The 24493-nt window shown below is 70.5% G+C and carries 22 protein-coding genes; 6 read left to right on the forward strand and 16 right to left on the reverse strand.

What is annotated here, in order from left to right; genetic code table 11:
* Nucleotides 1–185 precede the first annotated feature (185 nt).
* The gene (locus tag ACIRHA_RS25640) at nucleotides 186–716 is read right to left on the reverse strand and encodes an alkyl hydroperoxide reductase (protein WP_403850173.1); all 531 of its coding nucleotides are present in this window, start codon (nucleotides 714–716) and stop codon (nucleotides 186–188) included.
* A gap of 16 nt (nucleotides 717–732) precedes the next feature.
* A complete protein-coding gene (locus ACIRHA_RS25645; protein ID WP_403850175.1) occupies nucleotides 733–1287 on the reverse strand; it encodes a peroxiredoxin in 555 nt (184 codons plus the stop codon).
* A 132-nt stretch (nucleotides 1288–1419) separates the two neighbouring features.
* Between ACIRHA_RS25645 and ACIRHA_RS25650 the strand changes: the two genes are divergently transcribed.
* Entirely contained in the window at nucleotides 1420–2385 is a 966-nt protein-coding gene (locus tag ACIRHA_RS25650) for a LysR substrate-binding domain-containing protein (protein WP_403850177.1), read from the forward strand.
* Nucleotides 2386–2412: 27 nt separating this feature from the next.
* Here ACIRHA_RS25650 and ACIRHA_RS25655 read toward each other — a convergent pair whose 3' ends face one another.
* From ACIRHA_RS25655 to ACIRHA_RS25675, 5 genes are all read right to left on the reverse strand, one after another.
* Complete coding sequence (locus ACIRHA_RS25655) at nucleotides 2413–4809, reverse strand: FtsX-like permease family protein (RefSeq protein WP_403850179.1); 2397 nt, start codon at nucleotides 4807–4809, stop codon at nucleotides 2413–2415.
* Entirely contained in the window at nucleotides 4806–5504 is a 699-nt protein-coding gene (locus tag ACIRHA_RS25660) for an ABC transporter ATP-binding protein (RefSeq protein WP_403850181.1), read from the reverse strand. The genes ACIRHA_RS25655 and ACIRHA_RS25660 overlap by 4 nt, the downstream gene beginning before the upstream one ends.
* Entirely contained in the window at nucleotides 5501–6028 is a 528-nt protein-coding gene (locus ACIRHA_RS25665) for a PadR family transcriptional regulator (protein WP_403850183.1), read from the reverse strand. Before ACIRHA_RS25665 ends, ACIRHA_RS25660 begins: the two co-directional genes overlap by 4 nt.
* A 126-nt stretch (nucleotides 6029–6154) precedes the next feature.
* The gene (locus tag ACIRHA_RS25670) at nucleotides 6155–6424 is read right to left on the reverse strand and encodes a hypothetical protein (RefSeq protein ID WP_403851123.1); all 270 of its coding nucleotides are present in this window, start codon (nucleotides 6422–6424) and stop codon (nucleotides 6155–6157) included.
* Entirely contained in the window at nucleotides 6370–7323 is a 954-nt protein-coding gene (locus tag ACIRHA_RS25675; protein WP_403850185.1) for an SPFH domain-containing protein, read from the reverse strand. Before ACIRHA_RS25675 ends, ACIRHA_RS25670 begins: the two co-directional genes overlap by 55 nt.
* 248 nt (nucleotides 7324–7571) lie before the next feature.
* On the opposite strand from ACIRHA_RS25675, the gene ACIRHA_RS25680 reads away from it, so the two are divergent.
* The gene (locus tag ACIRHA_RS25680) at nucleotides 7572–9815 is read left to right on the forward strand and encodes a transglycosylase domain-containing protein (protein ID WP_403850188.1); all 2244 of its coding nucleotides are present in this window, start codon (nucleotides 7572–7574) and stop codon (nucleotides 9813–9815) included.
* 31 nt (nucleotides 9816–9846) lie between these two features.
* Here the strand turns inward: ACIRHA_RS25680 and ACIRHA_RS25685 are convergent, their stop codons facing one another.
* On the reverse strand, nucleotides 9847–11118 hold the full coding sequence (locus ACIRHA_RS25685) for an amidohydrolase (RefSeq protein WP_403850190.1): 1272 nt from the start codon (nucleotides 11116–11118) through the stop codon (nucleotides 9847–9849).
* Nucleotides 11115–12392 (reverse strand): MFS transporter, encoded by a 1278-nt coding sequence (locus ACIRHA_RS25690; RefSeq protein WP_403850193.1) that lies wholly within the window; start codon nucleotides 12390–12392, stop codon nucleotides 11115–11117. Before ACIRHA_RS25690 ends, ACIRHA_RS25685 begins: the two co-directional genes overlap by 4 nt.
* A gap of 89 nt (nucleotides 12393–12481) precedes the next feature.
* On the opposite strand from ACIRHA_RS25690, the gene ACIRHA_RS25695 reads away from it, so the two are divergent.
* Entirely contained in the window at nucleotides 12482–13543 is a 1062-nt protein-coding gene (locus tag ACIRHA_RS25695; protein WP_403850196.1) for an Lrp/AsnC family transcriptional regulator, read from the forward strand.
* Between the two features lie 143 nt (nucleotides 13544–13686).
* Here the strand turns inward: ACIRHA_RS25695 and ACIRHA_RS25700 are convergent, their stop codons facing one another.
* The 4 genes from ACIRHA_RS25700 to ACIRHA_RS25715 all read right to left on the reverse strand — a co-directional run bounded on the left by ACIRHA_RS25700 (nucleotide 13687) and on the right by ACIRHA_RS25715 (nucleotide 19999).
* A complete protein-coding gene (locus ACIRHA_RS25700) occupies nucleotides 13687–15702 on the reverse strand; it encodes a SpoIIE family protein phosphatase (protein ID WP_403850199.1) in 2016 nt (671 codons plus the stop codon).
* A 401-nt stretch (nucleotides 15703–16103) separates the two neighbouring features.
* A complete protein-coding gene (locus tag ACIRHA_RS25705) occupies nucleotides 16104–16781 on the reverse strand; it encodes a DUF402 domain-containing protein (RefSeq protein ID WP_403850201.1) in 678 nt (225 codons plus the stop codon).
* Nucleotides 16782–16864: 83 nt separating this feature from the next.
* Nucleotides 16865–18262: a class II fumarate hydratase gene (locus ACIRHA_RS25710; protein ID WP_403850204.1), complete on the reverse strand. Its 1398-nt coding sequence runs from the start codon at nucleotides 18260–18262 to the stop codon at nucleotides 16865–16867.
* Between the two features lie 69 nt (nucleotides 18263–18331).
* On the reverse strand, nucleotides 18332–19999 hold the full coding sequence (locus tag ACIRHA_RS25715; RefSeq protein ID WP_403850206.1) for a fumarate hydratase: 1668 nt from the start codon (nucleotides 19997–19999) through the stop codon (nucleotides 18332–18334).
* 297 nt (nucleotides 20000–20296) lie between these two features.
* Here ACIRHA_RS25715 and ACIRHA_RS25720 point away from each other — a divergent pair, with 297 nt between their 5' ends.
* Both ACIRHA_RS25720 and ACIRHA_RS25725 read left to right on the forward strand, forming a co-directional pair.
* Complete coding sequence (locus tag ACIRHA_RS25720) at nucleotides 20297–20983, forward strand: DUF1707 domain-containing protein (protein WP_403850208.1); 687 nt, start codon at nucleotides 20297–20299, stop codon at nucleotides 20981–20983.
* 159 nt (nucleotides 20984–21142) lie between these two features.
* Nucleotides 21143–21505 (forward strand): WhiB family transcriptional regulator, encoded by a 363-nt coding sequence (locus tag ACIRHA_RS25725; RefSeq protein WP_403850210.1) that lies wholly within the window; start codon nucleotides 21143–21145, stop codon nucleotides 21503–21505.
* 135 nt (nucleotides 21506–21640) lie between these two features.
* Here the strand turns inward: ACIRHA_RS25725 and glpX are convergent, their stop codons facing one another.
* Nucleotides 21641–22675, reverse strand: coding sequence for a class II fructose-bisphosphatase (gene glpX / locus ACIRHA_RS25730; protein ID WP_403850213.1), 1035 nt, complete (start codon nucleotides 22673–22675; stop codon nucleotides 21641–21643).
* A 214-nt stretch (nucleotides 22676–22889) separates the two neighbouring features.
* On the opposite strand from glpX, the gene ACIRHA_RS25735 reads away from it, so the two are divergent.
* On the forward strand, nucleotides 22890–23423 hold the full coding sequence (locus ACIRHA_RS25735; protein WP_403850216.1) for a DUF4245 domain-containing protein: 534 nt from the start codon (nucleotides 22890–22892) through the stop codon (nucleotides 23421–23423).
* An 80-nt stretch (nucleotides 23424–23503) separates the two neighbouring features.
* Here ACIRHA_RS25735 and ACIRHA_RS25740 read toward each other — a convergent pair whose 3' ends face one another.
* Nucleotides 23504–24094 (reverse strand): malonic semialdehyde reductase, encoded by a 591-nt coding sequence (locus ACIRHA_RS25740; RefSeq protein WP_403850218.1) that lies wholly within the window; start codon nucleotides 24092–24094, stop codon nucleotides 23504–23506.
* 140 nt (nucleotides 24095–24234) lie between these two features.
* Nucleotides 24235–24483, reverse strand: coding sequence for an exodeoxyribonuclease VII small subunit (locus tag ACIRHA_RS25745; RefSeq protein ID WP_403850220.1), 249 nt, complete (start codon nucleotides 24481–24483; stop codon nucleotides 24235–24237).
* Between the last annotated feature and the right edge of the window lie 10 nt (nucleotides 24484–24493).

The following is a 24493-nucleotide window of genomic DNA, read 5'->3' on the forward strand; positions in this document are numbered from 1 at the left end:
GGGCCCGCCCGGCGGGGCCCTCCAAAAACCACGCCCCGCTGTCCAACGCTGCCCCGGGGGGGGGGGGGGGGGCCCCCGGGGGTTCGGCCCGGGAGCCGCCTGCTCAATCGCCGCAGGGGCTTGAAAGGCCTGCTCAAACGCCGCAGGGGCTTGAAAGGCTCAATCGCCGCAGGGGCTTGAACTGGCTAGGCCAGTGCGGCTTCCGCGTCGAGGGTGACCCCGACCGCCTGGATCACGGAGGCGATCTTGAAGGCCTCCTGAACGACCTCGCGGTCGACACCGGCCTTGCGGAGCACCTGCTCATGCGAGTCGAGGCACATGCCGCACCCGTTGATCGCCGAGACCGCGAAGGACCACAGCTCGAAGTCGACCTTGTCGACCCCCGGGTTGCCGATGACATTCATCCGAAGACCGGCACGCATCGTCCCGTACTCGTTGTCCGAGAGCAGGTGACGCGTGCGGTAGAAGACGTTGTTCATCGCCATGACGGCGGCAGCCGACTTCGCGGCGGTGTACGCCTCGGGCGACAGGTTCGCCTTCGCCTCGGGCTCCAGCTCGCGCAGCACCCGCGGGGAACGGGAGGCGATGGCGGTCGCCAGGACCGTGCCCCACAGCTGCTGGGCCGGAAGGTCCGAGTTGCCGATGACCGAGCCCAGGTTGAGCTTCAGGTCCTTGGCGTAGTCCGGAACGGCGGACTTCAGTTCGTCGAGAGCCATGTCAGAACCTTTCCGTTCACTCGCCCGAGAGCAGCGCGACCGGGTCCAGGGTCTCGTCGCCCTGGCTCCAGTTGCACGGGCACAGCTCGTCCGTCTGGAGGGCGTCGAGGACCCGGAGGACCTCCTTGGGGTTACGGCCGACGGAGCCGGCGGTCACCATCGTGAACTGGATCTCGTTGTTCTGGTCGACGATGAAGACGGCGCGCTGCGCGAAGCCGTCCTCGCCCTCGATGCCGAGGTCACGCATGAGCTCGTGCTTCGAGTCGGCCATCATCGGGAAGGGCAGGTCCGTCAGGTCCGGGTGGTCCTTGCGCCAGGCGTGGTGCACGAACTCGGAGTCACCGGAGAAGCCGAGGATCTGGGCGTCACGGTCGGCGAACTCCTCGTTCAGCTTGCCGAACGCGGCGATCTCGGTGGGGCACACGAAGGTGAAGTCCTTGGGCCACGCGAAGACGATCTTCCACTTGCCCTCGTAGGTCTTGTGGTTGATCTGCTCGAACTCAGAGCCCTTCTCCAGCGAGACACAGGCGGTCAGGTCGAACTCGGGGAACTTGTCACCGACAGTGAGCACACGAACTCCTTGCAGTAGGAGACATCCCTTTTGGGGCTGTTTCCATGGGTTGGACTGCTCAAGATCGTGGCACAGGGTGCATTGATTACGGAAATAGCTAGACTCGGTCATGTTGATCGGAGGTGGCTATCAGTGGCCGTACAGAACGGAAAGCCCGTGGGCGCGCGGCGTCGGCAGCCCAGCCTGGCGCAACTGCGGGCGTTCGCCGCGGTCGCGGAGCATCTGCACTTCCGGGACGCGGCGGCGGCGATCGGGATGAGTCAGCCCGCGCTGTCGGGCGCGGTCTCGGCGCTTGAGGAGGCGCTGGGCGTGACCCTTGTCGAGCGTACGACGAGAAAGGTGCTGCTCTCGCCGGCCGGGGAGCGGATCGCGGTGCGGGCCAAGGCGGTGCTCGACGGGGTCGGCGCGCTCGTCGAGGAGGCCGAGGCGGTGCGGGCGCCGTTCACGGGAGTGCTGCGGCTCGGGGTGATCCCCACGGTGGCGCCGTATCTGCTGCCGACGGTGCTGCGGCTCGTCCACGACACGTATCCCGATCTGGATCTTCAGGTGCACGAGGAGCAGACGTCCTCGCTCATCGAGGGCCTGGGTGCGGGGCGGCTCGATCTGCTGCTGCTCGCCGTGCCGCTCGGGGTGCCGGGGGTGGCCGAACTCCCCTTGTTCGACGAGGACTTCGTGCTCGTCACGCCGCTCGACCACTGGCTCGGCGGCCGGGAGGGGATCCCGCGCGAAGCGCTGCGGGAGCTGAACCTGCTGCTCCTCGACGAGGGGCACTGCCTGCGCGACCAGGCCCTCGACATCTGCCGGGAGGCGGGCCGCGACGACGCCCCCGTCGCCACGACCGCCGCGGGGCTCGCCACGCTGGTCCAGCTCGTCGCGGGCGGTCTCGGGGTGACGCTGTTGCCGCGCACCGCCGTGTCCGTCGAGACCAGCCGGAGCAGTCAGCTGCTCACCGGGTACTTCGCGGAGCCCGCCCCCGCACGCCGCGTGGCCTTCGCCATGCGTACGGGGGCGGCGCGCTCCGCCGAGTACGTGGAGCTGGCCTCGGCCCTGCGAACGGCCTTGCAGGGCCTGCCGGTTCGCATCCTCGGCGACGGTTGAGCCGGCGGCCGGGCCGCCGGCCGGCCGTCACTCCGTCCGCAGGCCCTCCGCCCGCATCATGCGGTACAGCGGAGGCAGGGACAGCAGGGTCACCGCCGCGACGAGGGCGGCGCCCACGCCGGTCAGCGGGAGGAACAGCAGCCAGTCGGTCACCGGTTTGTCCACAAGGCGCAGCATCAGCCAGCCGAGGGTCAGTCCGCCCGTCACGGCGATGGCCATGCCCAGGACGACCGGGATCGCGGTCTGCCACAGCACGGACCAGGCGAGCGTCGAGCGCTTCGTGCCGTAGGCGACGAGGACCGACAACAGCCGCTTGCGTTCACGGAGTTGCTCGATCTGCGAGACCAGCATCGACGCCGCGATGATCACCATGGTGAGGGCGGCAGCCGTGAACAGGGCCGTGCGGATGCTCGCGTACTCCTTGTCGCGGGACACGAACGCGTTCGTCCACACCTGCATGCCCGGGTCGATCGCGAACGCGGTGTTGCGCACATGGTCCGCGGCGTCCGGAACGTTCTCGTCGATCTGGATCTGCGCGCTGGTCGACGCGGTGTGCAGGGTCGACGCATCGAGGGCGCCCGGAGTGGCGAGGATGCCGCCGTAGTACTCGCCCGCCGGGTCCTTGCGGGAGTCGACGGTGCGCACGTCCTCGGGCAGCGACCAGTGCACCGGCTTCAGACCGGGGCGGCCGGAGTCCTCGGGGTCGTCCACGAGGAGCCGCCCGCCGGGCACGGCGACCTTCTCCAACTGCTCGTCGTTGTACGAGTCGTGGGAGCGGGTCACCCGGAAGACGTCGCCGTCCGAGCACGACGGCAGGCGGGCGAGTTCGCGGAGCGAGGGGCAGGAGCCGACGGACAGCGAGGTGGACGGGGGGTAGCCGTCCTCCGCCGGCTTCGCGCCCACGAGTTCGGCGGAGGTGATGACCGTGCCGATGACCTTCTTGACGCCCTCGGTGGTCCGGAACTCCTTGACCATTTGGTCGGCCATCGCGCCGCTCGGGAAGTTGGTGTTCGCGCCGATCTGGGCGCGGTGGGGGTCCTGGCCGGTCGAGGTGCTGAAGCTGTCGTTGATGCCGACGGTGTACATCTGCAGGGCGATGCCGCCGGCCACCGCGATGGTGATGCCGGAGATCGCACGGGTGGCGCCGCTGCTGTTCAACTGGAGCCTGCGGGTCGCCAGTTGCCAGGGGACGGGGCCGCCCCGCAGCCGCCGTACGACGGCCTCCACCAGCCAGGGGAGGACGAGCACCAGGCCGGTGAGGGAGAGCAGGACACCGCCCGCGATCAGCGCCATGCCGCGGCTGGACGCGCCCGCGGCGGAGCCGGCCAGGAGCAGGATCAGGATGCCGACGACGAGGAACAGCAGTCGCCACCACAGCCTGCGGCCGCGCACCCGGCCGCCCCGCACGACCCCGAGCGGCTCGATGGCCACGGAGCGCAGGGCGAACACCGTGACGGCGATCGCGGACAGCGGCACCGCCAGCAGGATCAGCGCGGCGAGCGCCGGCACCGGGGCGAAGTCCTCGGGGAACGCGGCCAGTCGCCACAGCTCGACGTGGGCGAGCACCTGCCGGCCGGCGAAGAAGAACAGCACGCCGGCCACGAGCCCGAGGAGCGTGCCGAGCAGTGCCTCACCGGCCGCCACCCACCGCGTCATCCGGGCGTCCGCGCCGACCAGGCGCAGCGCGGCGAGCCTGCGGTCGCGCCGCTCGCCGCCGAACCGCACGGCGGTCGCGACGAAGATGGCGACGGGCGCGAGCAGCACCACACAGGCCAGGACGATCATGAGTACGAGGGCCGGGTCGAGCGGATCGCTCTCGCCCTGCTGCCCGAAGTGGTCGACGCGGATGGCGCCGCGGTCCGTGCTCAGGCTGTCGCTGCCCGCGTACATGTACAGGTCGAAGGGGTCGCTCAGGCCCGCCTCGTGGATGGTGCCGACGTCGCGGAAGTGGTAGCGCTGCTTGAGCAGTTCGCCCTTCGGGGAGGCGAGGAGGTCGCGCAGCGCGGGCGAGACCAGCATCTCGCCGGGGCCGGGCAGCTTGTCGACGCCGGGCGGCAGGACGGGGTGCCCGCCCTCGGGCCGCACCATGTAGCCGCCGATGCTCTCGTCCCGGTACTCCGAGGAGCCGTCGAGCGTGAGCAGCGTGCGGTCCGACCGCGGGACGTCCTGTTCGAGCGTGCTGACCATGCGGGCGTCGTAGCGGTCGCCCCGCGCACTCGTGAAGTTCGGCACGGCCGCGGCGCCCAGCAGCACGGCGACGCCGAGGCCGACGCCCAGTGCGGTGAGCAGCGTACGGATCCAGCCCTCGCGGCCGCCGGAGAAGCCGAAGCGGACGCCGAGCGCGAGGTCGCGCAGGCGGCCCTGGAGACCGGGGTCGGTGGGGGCGGGCGGGGCCTGGGCGGGCCGGTCGTCGAGGAGTGTCATCGGGCGAACTCCATGTCCCGGGCCTTGCCGTCCCGTACGACGATCTCGCGGTCCGAGTAGGCGGCGACCCGTGTCTCGTGGGTGACCAGGACGACGGCGGCGCCGGTGCTGCGGGCGGCGTCCGTGAGCAGCTCCATGACGCGCTCGCCGTTGAGCGAGTCGAGGGCGCCGGTCGGCTCGTCGGCGAACAGCACGCGCGGCCCCGTGACCAGGGAACGGGCGACGGCGACGCGCTGGCCCTGGCCGCCGGAGACCTCGCCGGGGCGCTTGCCCGCGAGGTCGTCGACCTCCAGACGTCGCAGCCATTCGACGGCCCGGCGCTCGGCGTTCTTGCGCTTCACGCCGTTCAGGCGCAGCGGGAGCGCGACGTTCTCGACGCACGTCAACTCCGGGACCAGCTGGCCGAACTGGAACACGAAGCCGAACTCGCCGCGGCGCAACGCGCTGCGCTCCGCGTCGGACATGGCGGTCAGCTCGCGGCCGTTGTACGTGATGGTGCCGGAGTCCGGCGTGACGATGCCGGCGAGGCAGTGCAGCAGTGTGGACTTGCCCGAGCCGGAGGGGCCCATGACGGCGACGACCTCGCCCGGGTGGACGGAGAAGGAGGCGCCGTCGAGTGCCGGGGTCGGCCCGTACGTCTTGTGCAGGTCGGTGGCGGCCAGCAGGGAACCGGCGGGAGCGGTGGGGGAACTCATGAAGGGCGTACCTCCGCGGCGAGCTTGTCGAGGCGCGCGGCGGTCAGTTCCAGCCAGCGCAGGTCGGCTTCCAGGTGGAACAGGGCGTGGTCGCAGATGAGTTGATCGGCGAGATCGCCCTTGCGCTTGCGGTCCGTGAGGATGCGCATCAGGCGCAGGTGCTCGGCGCGCTGCGCGTCGAGGAGTTCGGTCGCGTCGCGCCGGGTCAGCAGGGCGAGGACGACCTTGGTGTAAAGGGTCGACTGGAGGTACGGCTCCGGCTTCTCCGGCGTCGCGAGCCACTGCCGTACGTCGGTGACGCCGGCGTCGGTGATCGCGTACCGCTTGCGCTCGGGGCCGTCGCCGGACTCGATCCCGTCGACCTCCACGAGGCCGTTCTTCAGGAGGCGGGACATCGTCGAGTAGACCTGCCCGTAGTGCAGCGGCTTGTCGTGCCCGAAGGTCTCGTCGAAGGTGCGCTTGAGGTCGTAACCGTGGCGGGGCCCGGATTCGAGCAGCCCGAGGAGAGTGTGGCCGATGGACATGCGCAGCACTATACACACCGCGTATACACGGTGTGTATAGCTGACCATGAGAACGCCGCAGGGGCTTGATTCATCAAGCCCCTGCGGCGATTGAGCAGCGGGGTCCGGGGCGGAGCCCCGTGTCGTTCAGTCGGTTCCGGTTTCGCTGGACGGGGGCCGGCCCCGCCTCGGGATCGGGCCCGCCGACCCCGGCAGGCGACCCGCCTCCTGGAGCGCCTTGCGCAGCAGGAACTCGATCTGCGCGTTCGCGGAGCGCAGGTCCTCACCCGCCCACCGCGCCAGCGCATCGTGCACCGCCGGATCGAGCCGCAACAGAACCTGCTTGCGAGGACGAGGGGGCGTCACTGGTAGAGCGTTCCGGTGTTGACGACGGGCTGCGCCGCGCGGTCCCCGCAGAGGACGACCAGCAGGTTGGAGACCATGGCCGCCTTCCGCTCCTCGTCGAGCGCCACGAAGTCCTGCTCGGTGATGCGGGCGACGGCGTCCTCCACCATGCCGACGGCCCCGTCGACGATCAGGCGGCGGGCCGCGACCACGGCGCCGGCCTGCTGGCGCTGGAGCATCGCCGACGCGATCTCGGGGGCGTACGCGAGGTGCGTGAAGCGGGACTCGATGATCTGGACGCCCGCGGCCTCGACCCGCGCGTGCAGTTCGACGGCGAGCTTCTCGGTGATCTCCTCGGCGTTGCCGCGCAGCGAGAGGCCGCCCTCGTCGTGCGCGTCGTAGGGGTACTCGATGGCGATGTGCCTGACGGCCGCCTCGGTCTGCGTCGAGACGAACTCCAGGAAGTCGTCGACCTCGAACGTCGCCTGGGCCGTGTCCTCGACCTTCCAGACGACGACCGCGGCGAGCTCGATCGGGTTGCCGTACGCGTCGTTGACCTTGAGGACCGCCGTCTCGTGGTTGCGCACGCGGGTCGAGACCTTCGTGCGCGAGGTCAGCGGGTTGACCCACCGCAGGCCGTCCGTGCGGATCGTGCCCCGGTAGCGGCCGAAGAGCTGGACGACGCGGGCCTCGCCCGGCGCCACCATGTTCAGGCCCGCCATGGCGAAGACCGAGCCGATCGCGACCACGACGCCGACCGCGATGAGCGCCCCCTTGGTGCCCGCCGAGTCGGTGGAGGCGGCGATCGCGATCAGGCCCGCGCCGACGATCAGGCCGATGAGGCCGAGCAGCAGGGCGAGTCCGCCGCCGATGCTGTGGGCAGTGAACTCACGTACGTGTGCCTTGGGCATCTGTACGTCGGAAGTCTCCGGAGCGTCGGGAGTGTTGGGTGTGGCGTCCGTCTCGGGCATGAGTGTCCCCGTTTCTCTGAGCTGGTCGTTCGTGGTCGCAATGCCGCGAACGTGGTCTAGCAAAGTGATATCACTTTATCGTGCCCGGCAACCATCCGCACGTCTCGCTCGTCGATTCCCATGGGGCAGGTGCTGATTGTCACGTCCGATATGGCCGAATCAACGAAGATTCGGCATAAGTGACGGGTTAGGTTCTTGAGCCGATTCAGCACGATCGTGAGAACTGGAAGAAGCGGAGCGACAGGGTCATGGGCCGAGCGGATGCGAGGAAGGCGCGCAAGCGCGCGGCGCGGCCGTCGGGCATACGCCGCTTCTTCACCTGGAAGAAGCTCCTGGGTACGTTCTTTGGGCTCGTGCTGCTGTGCATGGGCGCGTTCGTCGTGCTGTATCTGGTGATCGACGTACCCGAGGGCAACCCCGACGCCCAGGTGCAGAGCAACGTCTACAAGTACAGCGACGGCGCCACGATGGCCCGCACCGGCAAGGTCAACCGTGAGGTCGTCGACCTGGCCGAGGTGCCCGAGGAGGTCCAGCACGCCTTCGTCGCCGCCGAGAACAAGTCGTTCTACACGGACAAGGGCGTCGACCTGAAGGGCACCGCCCGCGGCATGCTCAACACCGTCATGGGCAAGGGCAAGCAGGGCGGCTCGACGATCACCCAGCAGTACGTCAAGAACTACTACCTGACGCAGGACCAGACCGTCTCCCGCAAGCTCAAGGAGCTGGTCATCTCGCTGAAGGTGGACCAGAAGCAGTCCAAGGACGACATCCTCGCCGGGTACATCAACACCAGCTACTACGGGCGCGGAGCCTGGGGCATCCAGGCGGCGGCCGAGGCCTACTACGGCAAGGACGCCTCGAAGCTGACCGTGGAGCAGGGCGCGTACCTGTCCGCGCTGCTCCAGGCCCCTAACCAGTACGACTGGGCGATCGCCTCCGACACCGGCAAGCGGCTGGCCAAGGCGCGCTGGAACTACGTGCTCGACAACATGGTCGACAAGCACTGGCTGGACGCGGGCAAGCGGCAGGGCATGACCTTCGACAAGCCGAACCCGCCGAAGGCGGCCTCCGGACTCAAGGGTCAGGAGGGCTACCTCTACAACGCCGCCCGCGACGAGGTCATCAAGGAACTGAACCTCACCGAGGCGCAGTTCGACGCCGGTGGCTACACGATCACGCTCAACATCGACCGCAAGAAGCAGAAGCAGCTCGAGAAGTCGGTGAACCAGCAGCTCAACGACAAGCTCGACCGCAAGGACAAGAAGGCCGACGCGCGCGTGCAGGCCGGTGCCGTATCCGTCGACCCGAAGACCGGCAAGGTCCTCGCGCTGTACGGCGGTGACGGGCTCAGCGAGCACTACGTCAACAACGCGACGCGCACCGACTACCAGCCCGCCTCCACCTTCAAGCCGCTGATCCTCGCGGCCGCCCTGGAGAACAAGGCGACGACGCAGTCCGGCCAGAGCATCACCGCGGACACGATCTACGACGGCACCAGCAAGCGCCAGGTCGTCCAGGACGGCAAGAAGGTCGGCTTCGCCCCGCCGAACGAGGACAAGAAGAGCTACGGACCGGTCACCGTCCAGACCGCCATGAACAAGTCCATCAACTCCGTCTTCGCGCAGCTCGGCGTCGATGTCGGCATGGACCAGGTGATGGCCACGGCGAAGAAGCTCGGCATGGACTCGGGCGACCTCAAGCCGTACCCCGCGCAGACCCTCGGCACCATGGGCGCCAGCCCGATGGAGATGGCCGGCGTCTACGCGACGCTCGACAACCACGGCAAGAAGGTCACCCCGGAGATCGTGAAGGCGGTCTCCAAGCAGGGCGAAGATGTCCCGCTGGAGGACCCCGTCGGCGAGCAGGTGATCAGCCGCGGCGCCGCCGACTCGGTGACCTCGATCCTGACCGGTGTGGTCGACGACGGTACGGCGAAGACCTCCGTGCGCGACAACCCGTCCCGCGACGGCCAGCAGGTCGCGGGCAAGACCGGTACCTCCGACGACAACAAGTCGGCCTGGTTCACCGGGTACACGCCGGACCTGGTCACGTCGGTGGGCCTGTTCGGCGAGGGTGCGCTGAAGTCGTCCGAGGCGGGCGCGCACGTGTCCATGGAAGGCGCCGGCGGCCTGCCCCGCGTCGACGGCGGCAGCTTCCCCGCCCAGATCTGGGCGCAGTACACCTTCAACTCGGCCGGTGCGAACGGGAAGTTCGACCTGGACACCGACATGGGCAAGGCCGTCCAGCCGACGACGACCGCTCCGGCGCCCCCGACCGAGGAGCCCTCGACGGATCCGACGCCGAGCGAGACGAAGTCGACCAAGCCCACACCGACCGAGTCCACGCCGAGCGATACGCCGACCAGCGAGACGCCGCCGACGACGGAGCCGACGGAGACGCTCCCGATCCCGACCGAGACCTCGGACCCGACCTGGTCGGAGGACCCGGTCGAACCGGAGAACGGTCGCGGCGGCGGGAACGGCAGAAACTGACGCGCCGCCCCGACGCGCTGACCGGCACGCGCTACTCGCAGGCGCCGAGCCAGGTGCGGGCCGCTCCCAGCAGGGCCCGCACCCCCAGTTCGATCGTGGGGTCCTGAAGCGGCGCGTACTGCGGGGAATGGTTCACCGGGATCTCGGCGGGCAGTCCGCGCGAGGCGAGCGTCGCGGCGTCGTAGCCCTCGAAGGCGGCCGGATCGGCGCCGCCGAAGTGCCAGAACACCGAGGGCACGCCGAGCTCCGTGCCGAACAGGCCGAAGTCCTCGCTGCCGTTGATCGGTTGCGGCAGTACCAGCACGCCGTGCTCGCCGAGCGCACCGCGCAGCCCGTCGATCGTCGTGGCGGTGGCGTCGTCGGTGTTCTCCGTGACGGGGAACGAGCCGAGCGAGGTGAACTCCGGCTCCTTGGGCGAGCCCGAGGCCTCCGCCTCCGCCCGGACGATCCTGCGCACGGCCCCGAGCACCTTCTCGCGTACGACGGGGTCGACCGAGCGGATGTTGAGCTTCAGCTCCGCCTCGTCCGCGATGATGTTCTCCTTCGTGCCGACATGGATCGAGCCCACCGTCACGACGGCCGTCTGCGAGGCCCCGACCTCGCGCGAGACCACGGTTTGCAGACGCATCACGACGGCGGCGGCGAGGACCGCCGGGTCCACGGTCGACTCGGGCGTCGAGCCGTGCCCGCCGCGCCCGAAGAGGCGTACGCGGTAGCTGTCGGAGGCCGCCATCACCGCTCCGGGCCGGGTCACCGCGACTCCCGTCGGGAACGGTCCGACGTGCTGCCCGAGACATACGTCCGGCTTCGGGAAGCGCTCCGCGAACCCGTCGTCCAGCATGTCCCTTGCCCCGCGGCCGATCTCCTCCGCGGGCTGGAACACGGCGACGACGGTGCCGCGCCACGTGTCCCGCTCCGCCGTGAGGAGCGCCGTCACGCCGAGCAGACATGTGACGTGCATGTCGTGGCCGCAGGCGTGCATGACCGGTACGTCGTTGCCGTCGCGGTCGGTGCCGCGGGCCACGGACGCGTAGGGCAGGTCCGTCGCCTCCAGGACGGGCAGTGCGTCCATGTCGGCGCGGAGCAGCACGGTCGGGCCCTCGCCGTTCCGGAGGACGCCGACGACGCCCGTGCCGCCGATGCCCTCCGTCACGTCCCAGCCGCCCTGTTCGCGCAGCCGGGCCGCGACGATCCCGGCGGTGCGGGTCTCCTGGAGGGAGAGTTCGGGGTGGGCGTGCAGGTCCCGGTAGAGCTCGCGCAGGGACGGCAGCAGGCTGTCGAGAGTGGCTGGCGTGGCGGTCATCGGGACTCGCTTTCTACCGGTGCTCCGGTTACGGGAGTGGGGTCGGCGTCGGGCAGCCGCAGCGCCCGGCGGAAGGTGGGCGTGGTCTGCGGGGTGACGCAGGCGAGGACCGCGGCGAGCACCGCGCCGACGACGAGGAAGCCGAACGCGGCGCCGAACCCGGCCGAGTCCGCGAGCAGCCCCATCGCGGTCGGCGCGACGACGCCGCCGGCCTGCCCGCCGAACGTGATCAACCCGGCGGCCGCGCCGGTCAGTTCGGGCGGCAGGCTGCGCAGCGGAACCGCGAAGATCGGCATGTAGCCGAGCGAGGCGGACGCGATCGCCACCGTCATCCAGCCGATGAACAAGGCCGTGCCGGAAGCCGTTGCCATGAGGATCAGGGCGACCGAGGAGACCGCCATGGCGGGGACCACGATCTTGCGCTGATTGCCTTCGAAGCGGTCCGCGAGCCGGCCGCCGACGATCACGGCGACGGTCGCCGCGCCCGCGGGCAGGATCGACAGGGCGCCCGCCGAGGTGAGCGCGAGCCCGCGCTCCTGGTTGAGGTAGGAGGGCACCCAGGTGTTGAGGCCCCACACGATGATGTCGTAGCCGAAGAACATCCCGGCGAACGCCCACATGGTTCCCGAGCGGATCACGGTGCGGGCGCCGCCGGCCGATGTCCTGGTGACGGAGTCCCGCTCCCGCTCCGGCAGCCACAGACGGACGGCCGCGTACACGAAGACGCCGACGGCGGCGACGGTGAAGAAGGCCGAGCGCCAGCCGAAGTGGGCGATGAGCGGCGCGGCGATCAGCGGGGCGATCACGGCAGCCACGGCGTTCGACGACTGCACGATGCCGTTGGCGCTCATCCGCTGGCCCGGCGTCGTCCGCTCGCTCACCGCCTTCATCGAGGAGCCCGGGAAGATCCCCTCGGCGATGCCGAACAGGAAGCGCACCACAAGGAGGATCGCGAAGGACCCCGCGAGCCCGGTGAGCGCCGTGAACGCGGACCAGATGAGCAGCGCCCAGCAGGTGACGCGCTTGGCGCCGAACCGGTCGGCGAGCATCCCGCCCGGGATCTGGCAGACGGCGTACGCCACGAAGAACACGGAGACGGCCAGGCCCTGCTGGGCGCGGCTGAGGTCGAATTCGTGGCCGATCGAGGGCAGCGCCAGATTGATGACGAGGCGGTCGATGTAGTCGATCAGCCAGGCGGCGAAGAGCAGCGTGACCGTGATCTTGGCGCCCTTGTCGAGACGTTCACGGGCGGGGCCTTGCGAGGGTGGGACCACAGGCACTCCTTCTAGAGTGGGCGTGCTGGTGTGGGGGACGGCTCGGAAGTGGGGACAGAATCCGGCCGCCGTGCGAGAAGGGGCCTCAATTGCTGGAAAACGGCAGCGTGCACGCGCCTGTGCCGGAATCCGCCGCCTTCGAGGAGGCCTCCGCGGCGGCCTTCGAGGAGGCCGACCTCGCCCTGATCGACGCCCTCCAGACCGACCCGCGCGCCCCGTGGAGCCGGGTCGGCCCGGCCGTAGGCATCGACGCGACGACCGCCGCCCGCCGCTGGGCACGCCTCGAAAAGGCGGGCCTCGCGTGGGTGACGGCGTACGCGGGACCGACGACGGCCACGGTCGCCTACGTGGAAGTGACGTGCACACCGGGCGAGTTGGAGGAGCTGACCGCCGGACTCGTCCGGCTGCCGTGGGTGTTCAGCGCGGAGCACGTGGTCGGCGACTACGACCTGCTGCTCTCCGTCGCGGCGCCCGACCTGCCCGCCCTCGGGCGCCGGGTCAGCGACGACCTGGGCCGGCTGCCGGGCGTGCGCGGCACCCGGACCCGGCTGAGCATGCGCCTCTACCAGGAGGGCAGCGGCTGGAAGGTGCGCGCCCTCGACCGGGCGGGGCGTGCGCGGCTCAATACGGCCGGGCCCGGGCCTGGCGCGCCGTCCCGCCCGTTCCGGCCCCGCGACGAGGTCGACCTGGCGCTCCTGCGCGAACTGGGCGCGAACGGCCGTGCCGGGTACGCCGAGTTGGCGGCGGCCGTCGGCGTCGGCGAGTCGACCGTGCGGCGCAGGCTCGCGCGCGAACTGCGCGACCGGGAGGTCCTGCTGCGCTGCGATCTGGCCCAGCAGCTGGCGGGCTGGCCGGCCCTCGCCACGTACCGGGCGACCGTCCCGCACGGCGAACTGGACCGCACGGGCTCGGCTCTCGCCCGCCTCCCGCAGATGCGCCTGTGCACCTCGGTCACGGGCTCCTGCAACCTGCTCTTCCAGGTCTGGCTCCGCGACCTCGACGGCATGGCCACCCTGGAGGCCGCCCTCGACGAGCGGTTCCCCGCCCTGCGCGTCGAGGACCGCACGGTGACACTGCGCACGGTGAAGCGGATGGGGCGGGTGCTCGACGACCGGGGGCGGGCCACGGGGTACGTGCCGGTGGGGTTCTAGGGACCTTCTGACGGATCTTGCACCCTAGCCGTCGCTGTGCGGTGTCAGCTCTCCGTGGGGTGCGCCGCGCGCCACGCCGCGATCGACGCGTCCCAGCCGTCCACGGACAGCGCCGTGAGCGACACCGGGAAATGGCCACATGTTTACGGCACCGGAAGCTCGAACCAGACGACCTTGCCGGTGGACAGGCGCGTCGCACCCCACCGCCGGGCGAGACGGTTCACCAGGTAGAGCCCGCGGCCGCCCTCGTCCGTCGCCCGCGCCTGCCGAAGCCGCGGCAACTGCGGTACGTCGTCGCCCACTTCGCAGCGGAGCACGTCGGTCCGCAGCAGGCGCAGGGTCACCGGACGCGTGGCGTAGCGCACCGCGTTCGTCACGACCTCGCTCACCAGGAGTTCGACCGAGTCCGTGAGCTCCTCCAGGCCCCAGCGGTCCAGGGCGCTGCGGGCCAGCCTGCGGGCCCGGCCCGGTGCCGCGTCCTCCGGTTCCAGGGTCCAGTACGCGACGTCGCTGGGCGCGATCCCGTCGAACCGGGCGGCGAGCAGCGCGATGTCGTCGTCCCGGTCGCCCGGGCCGAGCATGTCGAGGACCTCGTCGCACAGCGCCTCGAGGGGCGGCGGATGGTCGGGACCGGTCAGCTGCGCGGTGGCGGCGAGCCGCTCGCGCAGCTGCTCTATCCCGGTCCACACGTCCCGCAGCCGCGATTCGACGAGCCCGTCCGTGTAGAGCAGCAGCGTCGCGCCCGCCGGGGCGTCCAGCTCGACCGCCTCGAAGTCGACCCCGCCGACGCCGATCGGCGCGCCCGGCGGTACGCGCAGCACCTCGGAGCGCCCGCCGAGGTGCAGCAGGACGGGCGGCGGATGCCCTGCGTTGGCGATGGTGATGCGGTGCGCGACCGGGTCGTACACGGCGTACATGCATGTCGCCATGCGGTCGCTGCCGAGCCGCTGGGCCTGCTCGTCGAGGTGGTGCAGGACCTCCTGCGGGGGCAGGTCGAGTCCGGCGAGCGTCTGTGCGGTCGTTCGGAGTTGGCCCATGATGGCGGCGGACGTCATCGAGTGGCCCATGACGTCGCCCACGACCAGCGCGACGCGGCTGCCGGGCAGCGGGATCGCGTCGTACCAGTCGCCGCCGACCCGCGCCGTCTCCGCCGCCGGGAGGTAGCGCGACGCGAGCCGCACCCCGGTCGGGCGCGGCAGCGTCTCCGGCAGCATCGTGCGCTGCAACTCGTCCGCGATGTACGCCTCGCGCCCGTACAGCACCGCCTTGTCGATGCCGAGCGCACTGTGCGTCGCCAACTGCCCGGCCACGAGCAGGTCGTCGGCGTCGAACGCCATCCGGTCGGGGCGGCGCAGGAACACCGCGGCCCCGATCACCCGGCGCCGGCCGCGCAGCGGGGCCAGGATCGCCCGCCGGCCGCTCGGCAACACCCGGTCAGAGCCGAGGAGTTCGGGCAGCGCGGCGAGCGCCGCGGGCGAGTCGGCGAACACCGGGCGCACGCCGCGCAGCACCTCGGCGAGCGCGCCGCCCTGGCGCACCTCGCACAAGTCGGCGCAGCCCGCCGTCAGTTCCAGCTGTGGGGTGACCGGGACCGTGAGTCCCGCGCCGTCGGTGTCCGTGTCGCCCGCGGTGTCGGTGGCGTCCGGGATCCGGTCGGTGCGGCGCAGGCGCAGCACCATGGGTCCTGTCGGCCGCTCGTCGCCCACCGGCAGCGGCTCGCGCAGATACACGAGGATCGCGTCGGAGAACGTGGGCACGGTCGCCCGGCACAGGCCCATCACGATCTCGTCGAGGTCCAGGCCGCGGGCGATCCGCCGGGTCGCGGCGCCGACGAAGCGCAGCCGGTCGCCGTCGCGCCGCATCGGCGCGGGCTGTCCCGTGGGGCGCGGCTGTCCGGTGCGGCGGTCCTCGCCCTCGGGCGGGCCGGGGCGCACCGGCTCGGGGGAGGGCGCCACGGGCTGCGCGTGCTCGGCGTCCGCGGCGCTGCCGGCGGCGCGCCGCGGCTGTTCCGGCAGGCCGCCGGAGCCCGGGGCGGAGGCCGCCTCGCCGGAGCCCGGCGTGGAGGTCTCAGGGGTGTGCCGAAGGGCCCCGCGGGGGTCGGCGGGGCGGGCCGCCGTGCCGTGGTGGCGGCCTTCGTGGGAGGTGGGGTACTCCGTCACGCGTGTCGATTCCGTCCGTCCGGGGCTGCGCGCCGCGTCACTGGCCAGTGCGCCGGCAGTTGGGGAACAGCTGGGGCCAGGGCCTGTCGGGTGACCTGCGGCGTGTCCCGTAGGGGACCGGATACCCGGAACCCGTGCTCCGGGAACGGAATCCGTACGGGCGAGAACGCCGGGGACCTGCGGACAGCACCGCTCGCGGTTCCGGCGGCCGCCTGGTCCCGGCCCGCCCACTGCGTCGTCTCGCCCACGTTCACGGTCCAGCCGCCCCTCGATGACCTCGTTGACATCGTGTCAGACCAGTTGTGCGTGCCAAGAGTTGTCCGTAGAACCCGCACATTCGGCCGGGTGGTCTCTTGCGGAGGACGATCCTACGGTTCCCCCATGGGGGCGCATCAAGGGTCTCATGAGGACACGTGCGCGGGCGTACGGTCCCAGTCGGCCGGCAGGGCGGGAACCAGCCACGCCGGGTCCGGGCGCCAGTGCTGCCAGCCGTCCGAGAACGGCCGCCGCCAGTTCTCGATCGTCTCGACCGCCCGGCGCCCCGCGGACCGCACCTCGGCGGCCTGTGCGGGGCTCATCAGGCCCACGGTCTGTGCCTGCGCGAACTCGTCCTCGTCGTGCCAGCGCCAGCTGCCGTCCGGGTACACCGACAGGTCGAGGAAGTGGTCCTCCGAGTCGATGCCCGCGGCCCAACGGGCGCGCGGCGCCTCCAGGTTCACGTACCAGTTGCGGAACCTCCAGCCCGGCTCCCAGAACAGCCACACCGACCAGGGCTCGCCGGGCCGCGCCAGCTTCAGCACGCCCGTGCCGGACCAGCGGTCGCGCCGCAGGGCGCGCGGCTTGGTGTAGCGGGTGGCGAGCGGCTCGCGGTGCACCGGGGTGCCGTCGGCGAGCACCGGTTTCACGCACTCGGTCCCGGGCGCCATCCACACGGCGAGCAGCTCGTCGGTGTCCTGGACGACCGTGACCGGCCGGCAGATGTGGAAGCCGTCGCCCCCGTTGGCGCGGTAGCGCCACAGGATCGGCTCACCGGGCGCCCAGCGCCCTCCACTCTCGGTCATCCGGTACTCGTCTGTCATGGACAGATATTAGGTGCCAACGGCATACGACGCTGCGGTGCGTGTCACGAATACGCCAACGGGCCACGCGCGGTGACGCGCGGTCACGGCCGCGTCATCCTAAGGACGTCGAGCGCCTCGTCGAGCTGTTCCACGGTGAGGTCGCCCCGCTCCACGTAGCCGCCGTCGAGCACGACCTCCCGGATCGTCCGCCGCTCGGCGAGGGACTTCTTGGCGACCTTGGCCGCCTCCTCGTAGCCGATGTACTTGTTGAGCGGCGTGACGACGGACGGGGAGGACTCGGCGTACTCGCGGGCGCGCTCGCGGTTGGCGGTGATGCCGTCGACGGTGCGGTCGGCAAGCAGCCGGGAGACGTTGGCGAGCAGCCGGATGGACTCCAGCACGTTCTTGGCGATGACCGGGAGCATCACGTTCAGCTCGAAGTTGCCCGCGGCGCCGGCCGCGGCGACCGTCGCGTCGTTGCCGGTGACCTGGGCCGCGACCATCAGCGTCGCCTCGGGAATGACCGGATTCACCTTGCCGGGCATGATCGACGAACCGGGTTGCAGATCGGGGAGGTTGATCTCCGCGAGTCCCGTACGGGGCCCGGATGCGGCCCACCGCAGATCGTTGGCGATCTTCGTCAGGCCGACGGCGATCGTGCGCAGCTGGCCGCTCGTCTCCACGATCCCGTCGCGCGCGCCCTGCGCCTCGAAGTGGTCGCGGGCCTCGGTCAGCGGCAGCCCCGTCGCGCGCGCGACCTCCGCGATGACGGCGGCCGAGAAGCCGGGCGGGGTGTTGATTCCCGTGCCGACCGCGGTGCCGCCCAAGGGGAGTTCGGCGAGCCGGGGGAGCGAGGCGGTCAGCCGCTCCACGCCGTAGCGGACCTGCGCCGCGTAGCCGCCGAACTCCTGGCCGAGCGTCACCGGCGTGGCGTCCATCAGGTGCGTACGCCCCGACTTCACGACGTCGGAGAACTCGGCGGACTTCCGCTCCAGGGACGCGGCCAGGTGCTCGAGCGCCGGGATCAGGTCATGGGTGACGGCGGCCGTCGCCGCGATGTGGATGGAGGACGGGAAGACGTCATTGGACGACTGCGAGGCGTTCACATGGTCGTTCGGGTGCACGTCCCGGCCCAGGCGCTCGGTGGCGAGCGTGGCCAGCACCTCGTTGGTGTTCATGTTCGACGACGTACCGGAACCGGTCTGGAACACGTCGACCGGGAACTCGTCGTCCCAGCGGCCCTCGGCGACCTCGGCGGCGGCTGCCGCGACGGCCTCGGCGATGTCCTTGTCGACGACCCCCAGCTCCGCGTTCACCGTGGCCGCCGCGCCCTTGATCCGGGCCAGTGCCTCGATGTGGGCGCGCTCGATGCGCTGCCCGGAGATCGGGAAGTTCTCCACGGCGCGCTGGGTCTGGGCCCGCCACTTCGCGGCGGCGGGGACACGGACCTCGCCCATGGAGTCGTGCTCGATGCGGTATTCGCCGGCGTTGTCGCTCATACCTGGTACAGCGAACACGACGGTGGGGTTGTTCCTGATCCCAGGAACAACCCCACCAACGAGTGGCGACTACGCGAGGCCGGGACCGCGCACCGGGATGCTCGTGAACGTCGGCTCGGGCGCCGGGTTCTGGAAGAAGTCGTTGCCCTTGTCGTCGACGACGATGAACGCCGGGAAGTCCTCGACCTCGATCTTCCAGACGGCCTCCATGCCGAGCTCCTCGTACTCGACGACCTCGACCTTCTTGATGCAGTCCTGCGCGAGCCGCGCGGCCGGGCCGCCGATCGAGCCGAGGTAGAAGCCGCCGTGCGCGTCGCACGCGTCGGTGACCTGCTTGGAGCGGTTGCCCTTGGCGAGCATGACCTTGGAGCCGCCCGCGGCCTGGAACTGCTCCACGTAGGAGTCCATGCGGCCGGCCGTGGTCGGGCCGAAGGAACCGGACGCGTAGCCCTCGGGGGTCTTCGCCGGACCCGCGTAGTACACGGGGTGGTCCTTCAGGTACTGCGGCATCTCCTCGCCGGCGTCGAGGCGCTCCTTGATCTTGGCGTGCGCGATGTCGCGCGCGACGACGAGCGGTCCTGTCAGGGAGAGGCGGGTCTTCACCGGGTGCTTGCCGAGCTCGGCGAGGATCGCGTCCATCGGCTGGTTGAGGTCGATCTTGACGACGTCGCCCTCTTCCAGGTGCTCGTCCGTGGTCTCCGGCAGGAAGCGCGCCGGGTCCGTCTCCAGCTGCTCAAGGAAGACGCCCTCGGCGGTGATCTTCGCGACGGCCTGGCGGTCGGCGGAGCAGGACACGGCGATGGCGACCGGGCAGGAGGCGCCGTGCCGCGGCAGACGGACCACGCGCACGTCGTGGCAGAAGTACTTGCCGCCGAACTGCGCGCCGATGCCGATCTTCTGCGTCAGCTCGAAGACCTTGTCCTCGAGCTCCTTGTCGCGGAAGCCGTGCCCGAGCTCGGAGCCCTCGGCCGGGATCTCGTCCAGGTAGTGCGCGGAGGCGTACTTGGCGGTCTTCAGGGCGTACTCGGCGGAGGTGCCGCCGACGACGATCGCGAGGTGGTACGGCGGGCAGGCGGCCGTGCCCAGGGAGCGGATCTTCTCCTCCAGGAACTTCATCATGGAGGACTCGTTCAGTACGGCCTTCGTCTCCTGGTACAGGAACGACTTGTTGGCGGAGCCGCCGCCCTTGGCCATGAAGAGGAACTTGTAGGCGCCGCCGTCCGTCGCGTAGAGCTCGATCTGCGCGGGGAGGTTGGAGCCGGTGTTCTTCTCGTCCCACATGTTCAGCGGGGCCATCTGCGAGTAGCGCAGGTTCAGGTTCTGGTAGGCGTCGTAGATGCCCTTGCTGAGGGACTTCTCGTCCTCACCTTCGGTGAGGACGTTCTGCCCGCGCTTGCCCATGACGATGGCGGTGCCGGTGTCCTGGCACATGGGGAGCACGCCCGCGGCCGCGATGTTGGCGTTCTTCAGCAGGTCGAGCGCGACGAACTTGTCGTTGCCGGACGCCTCGGGGTCGTCGACGATGCGGCGCAGCTGCGCGAGGTGGGTCGGGCGGAGGTAGTGCTGGATGTCGTGGATGGCCTCTTCGGCGAGCTTGCGCAGCGCGTCCGGCTCGACCTTCAGGAACGTACGGCCGTCAGGCCCCTCGGCGGTGGAGACACCCTCCGAGGTCACCAACCGGTAGTTGGTGGTGTCCTCACCCTGGGGGAGCAGATCGGTGTACGCGAACTCAGGCATCTCGCCCAAACCCTTTCTCTTTTGGCTCGGTTCGCCTCCGGGGCGGCAAAGCCTGTGTCGAGGGCGCGATCGTGCTCGACCCTCCTTCGTCGGGCCTCCGCGCGTTCGCGCCCTCGACACAGGCGCGCCCCTTCGGCTCACTCGCCGGAGGTCGGCCGTCTTTGGCAGCGCCAACCAGCGTAGAACCTGGTCGGGCGGCCGAGCCTGTGAGGTAAGGCTCAGTTGGCTCCGGGAGCCCGCGGCAGGGTCCCGCGGCAGGGGGTGTCGCGATCTATCGCGTTTCGGTAGTCTGCTGTCGTGGACCTTCAAAAGCGCCCTTCGCAGCCCGCGCCCAGCGCTCCCGTGGCGGAGCCGACCGACCTGCGCGCGTCCGACGCCGACCGCGACCGGATCGCGGACATCCTGCGTGAGGCACTCGCGGAGGGCCGGCTCGACGCGGAGGAGCACGCCGAGCGGATCGACGGGGTCTACCGCGCCAAGACGGTCGGCGAACTGGAGCCGCTGGTCCGCGACCTGCCGGGCACGCACACGCCGCCCCGCCCGGCGCCCGCTCCGGGCCCCGCCCCGAGCCGCCCGGCGCCCGGTACGGTCCCGGCGGTGCCCGACGAGAATCTGGTGGCGGTCCTCAGCTCCACGACACGCAAGGGCCGTTGGCGGGTGGGCCGCCGCACGCACGCGTACGCGATCTTCGGCAACGTGGAGATCGACCTCAGCGAGGCGATCTTCGAGTACCCGCAGGTGTACATCAAGGCGGTCTCCGTGTTCGGCAACGTGGAGATCCGCGTCCCCGAGAACATCTCGCTGCGCGGCAGCGGCGCGGGCGTCCTCGGGAACTTCGAGGTGGACACGCTGGACGCGCACGAGCCCGAGGCGCCCGTCGTGTACGTCGACGGTTACGCGGTCCTCGGGAACATCGAGGCGAAGCCGAAGCGCGGCAAGCTCATCCAGAACCTGGAGAAGCACGTGCGCAAGTACCTCGGCTGACGGCCGCGCCCCGACGGCCCTCGGTCGGTGAACTCCCTTATGCGCCCGGGAACTTCCGCGCATCGGAACCCAGTGCATAGGAACCGACACAGCGGGTAGAGCTTGCTGCATCGTCGCCCGCTCGCGAAAGCCGTCGTCAGCCGTCGTCAGGAGTAGACCGTGCTGCACCCGCCGCATCAGTCCCTGCAGGTCACCGCCGTACCGCAGCAGCGCGAGCCAGTCAGGGGCAGGGATCAGGACGCTCCATGGCACACGGAGGCGGTGTGCAGGCGCGACGAGGCGGGGCTCTTCTTCGCCCCTTCCAAGGAACCGACCGCCGCGCGTCTCGCCCGCGAGGAGGCGGCCAAGCGCGTCTGCGCCCGCTGCCCCGTCATGGTCGAATGCCGCGAACACGCCCTCCTCCAGCCGGAGCCGTACGGCGTCTGGGGCGGCCTCACCGCAGCGGAACGCCGCGTCGTCCTGGCCAGGAGGCGGCGCCGCGAGGTCGAACTCAAGAAGGCGCCGCGCGCGATGGCAGTTTGAGAGGCCGCTGCTCAATCGCCGCAGGGGCTTGAGAAATCAAGCCCCTGCGGCGATTGAGCAGATCCAGCCCCGCCGGCGTTTGAGGCGCGGGGTCCGGGGCGGAGCCCCGAGGCGTCAACCACGGACCCCCGCGACCTACTTGGCCCGGTCGAAGTCGATCGCGCTATAGGCCCGCAGCTTGCTCAACCGATGCGTAGAGTCGATCTGCCGAATCGTCCCGGACTTCGACCGCATCACGAGCGACGACGTATGCGCCCGCTCCGAGTCGTACCGCACCCCCCGCAGCAACTCCCCATCGGTGATCCCGGTGGCCACGAAGAAGATGTTCTCGCCGGAGACAAGGTCGTCCGTGGACAGCACCCGGTCCAGGTCGTGCCCCGCGTCGATCGCCCGCTGCCGCTCCTCGTCGTCCTTCGGCCACAACTTGCCCTGGATCACACCGCCCAGGCACTTGATCGCGCAGGCCGAGATGATGCCCTCGGGCGTACCGCCGATGCCCAGCAGCAGGTCGACGCCGCTGCCCTCACGCACGGCGAGGATCGAACCGGCGACGTCGCCGTCCGAGATCAGCTTGATGCGGGCGCCGGTCTCCCGGACCTCCTTGATGATCCCCTCGTGCCGCGGCCGGTCGAGGATGACCACGGTGATGTCCTCGGGCGCGCGCTTCTTCGCCTTGGCGACGCGGCGGATGTTCACCGACACCGGGGCGTTGATGTCCACGTAGTCGGCGGCTTCCGGGCCGGTGACCAGCTTGTCCATGTAGAACACGGCGGACGGGTCGAACATCGTGCCGCGGTCGGCGGCGGCGAGTACGGCGATCGCGTTCGGCATGCCCTTCGCGCAGAGCGAGGTGCCGTCGATCGGGTCGACGGCGATGTCGACCTCGGCGCCCGTACCGTCACCGATGTGCTCCCCGTTGAAGAGCATCGGGGCCTCGTCCTTCTCGCCCTCGCCGATGACGACCACGCCGTTCATCGAGACGGTGGAGACGAGCGTGCGCATGGCGCGTACGGCCGCGCCGTCCGCGCCGTTCTTGTCGCCGCGGCCCACCCAGCGGCCCGCGGCCATGGCGGCGGCTTCGGTGACCCGGACGAGTTCCAGGGCGAGGTTGCGGTCGGGGGCCTCGGAGGGGACCTCGAGTTCGGACGGAAGCTGGCGATGCTCGGTCATCGAGACGCACCTTTCTGTTCCGGGATTCACCGGGTTGTTCGGCTTCACCGGGATACGACGACGGCCGGATGAGGGGTTGGTATGGGGAGAACTCTATCGTCGGTCCGACAATCTGAGCAGACCGCCCCACGGATGAGCGGACCGGTCGATGCCGGACCGCGTGAATCCGGACCTCCCGGCAGAGATCATCGGGCGACCTGCGACGATGGGGCGCGTGGCAGCAAGAAACGGTAAGAAAACGGTCGGCAGCCTGGTCCTCTCGCTCGGCGCCTGCGTCCTCGCGGCCGGCGTGATCTACCTCTTCGTTCCGCACGACGATTCCGGGGCGTCGCAGGTCAAGCGCGTCGACTACAAGGTCGAGCTGTCGACGGCCCGCCGTGCGGCGCCGTACCCGGTGGCCGCGCCGACGGGCCTTTCGCACGACTGGAAGCCGACGTCCGTGCGCTACCAGGGCACCTCGAACGACGCGTGGCACCTCGGGTACCTCGACCCGGAGGGGCAGTACGTCGCCGTCGAGCAGGCGACCGGGCGGTCGAAGGGGTTCATCAACAAGGTGAGCCAGGGCGCCTCCGCGACGGGTCGCACGCAGGAGATCGGCGGCGAGACCTGGGAGCGCTACAAGGGCGAGAAGTACGACGCCCTGGTGCTGAAGCAGAAGGGTTCCACCACGATGGTGACCGGCACGGCGGACTTCGACCAGCTGACGAAGATGGCCGAGGCGCTGGAGATGAAGCGCGAGAAGGTGTGACGACTCCGTCCACCCCGTAACGAGGAAGGGCCCCGGCATCCGCCGGGGCCCTTCCTCGTTACGTTCTGCGTCCAAGGAACTCAGACGGTCGTGATGACCTGCTCCTGCTCCAGGCGCGGGGAGCGCGGGAACCAGGCGTCCTCGCCCGGCTTGCCGATGTTGATGACCATCAGCGGGGTGTGGTCGTCGTCCAGGAACTCCTTCTGGACACCGGCGAAGTCGAGGCCGGTCATCGGGCCTGCGGACAGGCCCGCGGCGCGGACGCCGATGATGAAGTAGGCGGCCTGCAGCGTCGCGTTCAGCGTGCCGGCCTGCTCGCGGACCGGACGCTCCGAGAAGAACATGTCCGCGATCCCCGGGGCGTGCGGGAAGAGCTGCGGCAGCTCCTCGTGGAACTCGTGGTCCGCGGAGAGGATCGCGACCAGCGGGGCGGCGAGGGTCTTCGGCTGGTTGCCCTCGGCCATGTGCTTGACGAGACGCTCGCGGGCCTCGGGGGAGCGGACCAGGGTGATGCGCAGCGGCGACTGGTTGAAGGCGGTCGGGCCGTACTTGACCAGGTCGTAGATCGCCGCGACCTGCTCGTCGGTCACGGGCTCCGACGAGAACGTGTTCGCGGTACGGGCCTCGCGGAACAGCAGGTCCTGCGCGGCGGGGTCAAGAACGAGAGACATGGATCAACCTTCTCGGTGCGACGGTCACGGCTGCGGCGATCCGTTCTGTCCGGATCGGCCCGCATGGAAGACGGTACGCCGATGAGGTTCAACCTTCAACCAAATGCTTCGTGACGCTGTTCACAAGGTGACGCCACCGGTCACTCCTCGCCCTCCGCCTCCTCGTCGTCCCCGGCCTCCTCCGCGAGCGCCGCGTCCAGGCGGGCGCGCGCGCCGTCCAGCCAGCGGCGGCACACCTTCGCCAGCTCCTCGCCGCGCTCCCACAGCGCGAGGGACTCCTCAAGGGACGTGCCGCCGGCTTCCAACCGCCGTACGACATCGATCAGTTCGTCCCGCGCCTGCTCGTAGCCGAGCGCCTCGTCGGCCGGCTGTGCCGTCTTGGTAGCCATGCTGCTGTCC

Source organism: Streptomyces sp. NPDC102360, assembly GCF_044766085.1.
Classification (GTDB): Bacteria; Actinomycetota; Actinomycetes; order Streptomycetales; family Streptomycetaceae; genus Streptomyces.